Annotated in this window: 2 protein-coding genes and 1 pseudogene; all 3 read right to left on the reverse strand. The window is 67.6% G+C overall.

Features of this window, described 5'->3' with window-relative positions; all coding sequences use genetic code 11:
- Positions 1–379: pseudogene (locus WCB02_RS41655) on the reverse strand (DNA polymerase III subunit delta'); the annotation flags it as partial.
- Positions 376–1068 carry a dTMP kinase gene (gene tmk, locus WCB02_RS41660; protein ID WP_423968774.1) on the reverse strand — a complete coding sequence of 231 codons (693 nt, stop codon included), beginning with the start codon at positions 1066–1068 and terminating at the stop codon, positions 376–378. The pseudogene WCB02_RS41655 and the gene tmk, both read right to left, overlap by 4 nt.
- A gap of 1 nt (position 1069) precedes the next feature.
- The coding region (locus tag WCB02_RS41665; protein ID WP_423968776.1) for a D-alanyl-D-alanine carboxypeptidase family protein at positions 1070–2187 on the reverse strand (1118 nt) is incomplete at its 5' end.

Raw genomic sequence — 2187 nt, forward strand, 5'->3', positions numbered from 1 at the left:
CGCGCGTCTCGTCGACGGTGATCACGGTGCGCAGCACGCCCTTGTCGTTCAGCGTGCGCTCCAGCGCCAAGAGCCCGCCATGGGCCCCGGAGGCGATATGGCGCGCGACCTGATCATCCGGATCGACCCACAGCGTCTCGGCGCGCTGCACTTCGGCTGAGCGCGGATCGCGATGGGCCAGCACGAAGCGCGCCATGCGATAGGCCAGCGTCGCCTTGCCGATGCCCTGCGCGCCGCCGATCAGCCAGGCATGCGGGATGCGCCCGCTGCGATAGGCATTGAGCAGGGCCGCTTCCGCCTCGCGATGCCCGAACAGGACCGAGGTTTCACGGGGATGCGGAGCGCTGGCCTCCTCGGCCTCGACCCGGCGCGCGCTCATGCCGGGCTCGCCTCATTGGCCGGCGTGCTGACGAAGAAGCGATCGCGCAAGGCGGCCCACACGCTGGACGCCACGGTGTTGGCGTCGGCGCTGGCATCGATCAGCACGCAGCGCTCGGGCTCGGCGGCGGCGATCTCCCGGTAGGCGTCGCGCAGCTCGTGGTGGAATTTGACGTCCTCGGCCTCGAACCGGTCGGGCGCTGCGCTGCCGCGGCGGGCGGCGGCGCGCTTCAGCCCGATCTCGACGGGAACGTCGAGGATGAACGTCAGGTCCGGCTCGAGGTCGCCGATCGTCACCCGCTGCATCGCGTTGAGCAGCGCCGGCGGCACCCGCCCGAGCCGGCCCTGATAGGCCCGGGTGGAATCCGAAAAGCGGTCGCACAACACCCAGCTGCCCTGCGCCAGCGCCGGCTGGATCACGGTGCGGACGTGGTCGTCGCGGGCGGCGGCGAACAGCAGCGTTTCGGCGTCGGGGCCGAGCAGTTTACCCATGCCCGACAGCACGAGATGCCGGATGATCTCGGCGCCGGGCGATCCGCCGGGCTCGCGGGTGACGATATTGCGCAGCTTGGCCGCATCAAGACGTTCCTTCAACTTCTTGATCTGCGTCGATTTTCCGCTGCCCTCGCCGCCTTCGAACGAGATGAAGCGGCCGCGGCCGGACAGGCGTTTGACGGGACTCTCGGTCATTTCAGAGCTTCTCGACGCCGGCGCGGAGCGCGCCGATCACGAGTTCGGAGACCCCGTCCATCGCCCGCCGCATCGTCGATCCCGTCCCGATCGCTTCGCCGGCAAACACCGGCTGCTCCTCGGCCAGGTCGGCGTTGCGCCAGACCCGGACCACCCCGATCCTGCGGCCGGGCTCGATCGGCGCGCGCACCGGCCCGTCATAGACGATCCGGGCGATCAGCTTGTCGTTGCCGTTCTTCTGCACCATCACATTGACCGGCTCGGGGCTGGTCAGTTTCACCGAACCGCTGTCGCCGCCGAACACCTTGGCATAGCCCAGCGTCTGGCCGGCCGCGAACAGGGTCTTGGTCTCGAAATTGCGAAAACCCCATTCCAGCATCTTCTTGGCTTCGCCGGCGCGCTCCTCGGAATCTTCCAGCCCGTTGACGACGACGATCAGCCTGATGCCGTTCTGCACGGCGGAGCCGACCATGCCGTAGCCGCCCTCCTTGGTGTAGCCGGTCTTCAACCCGTCGGCGCCTTCCAGCGAGTTGAGCAGCGGATTGCGGTTCGGCTGCTTGATCTTGTTCCAGGTGAACTCCTTCTCCCCGAACAGCTTGTAGGCATCCGGATAGGTCCGGATGATGTAGCGGGCGAGCGTCGCCAGCTCCCGCACCGTCATCTTGTTGCCGGGATCGGGCAGCCCGTTGGAATTGGCGAAGGTCGATTGCGTCAGGCCGAGTTCGCGCGCCCGCTTCGTCATGAAATCGGCGGCGAAGGTGCGCTCATTGCCGGCGATGCCTTCGGCCAGCGCGATGCAGGCGTCGTTGCCGCTCTGGATGATCGCGCCATGCAGGAGATCGTCCACCGAGACCTTGCTGTTGAGCGCCGCGAACATGGTCGAGGTGCCCGACGGCGCGCCGCCTCTGCGCCAGGCGTTCTCGCTGATCCGGTACTCGTCGGTCAGCTTGATGTCGCCCTGCTTGATGGCATGCAGCACCACTTCGGCCGTCATCAGCTTCATCATGCTGGACGGCGCGCGCAGCTCGTCGGCGTTCTTCTCGAACAGCACGCTGCCGCTCTTGGCCTCGATCAGGATCGCGGTCGGCGCATCGCCGTCGAAGCCGCCCTCCTCCTTCT

Origin of the sequence: Bradyrhizobium sp., assembly GCF_049581145.1 — a bacterium.
GTDB lineage: Bacteria > Pseudomonadota > Alphaproteobacteria > Rhizobiales > Xanthobacteraceae > Bradyrhizobium.

Coding starts and splice junctions, on each gene's coding strand:
- tmk (WP_423968774.1), bottom strand. CDS start 1,068: ATGACCGAGAGTCCCGTCAAACGCCTGTCCGGCCGCGGCCGCTTCATC.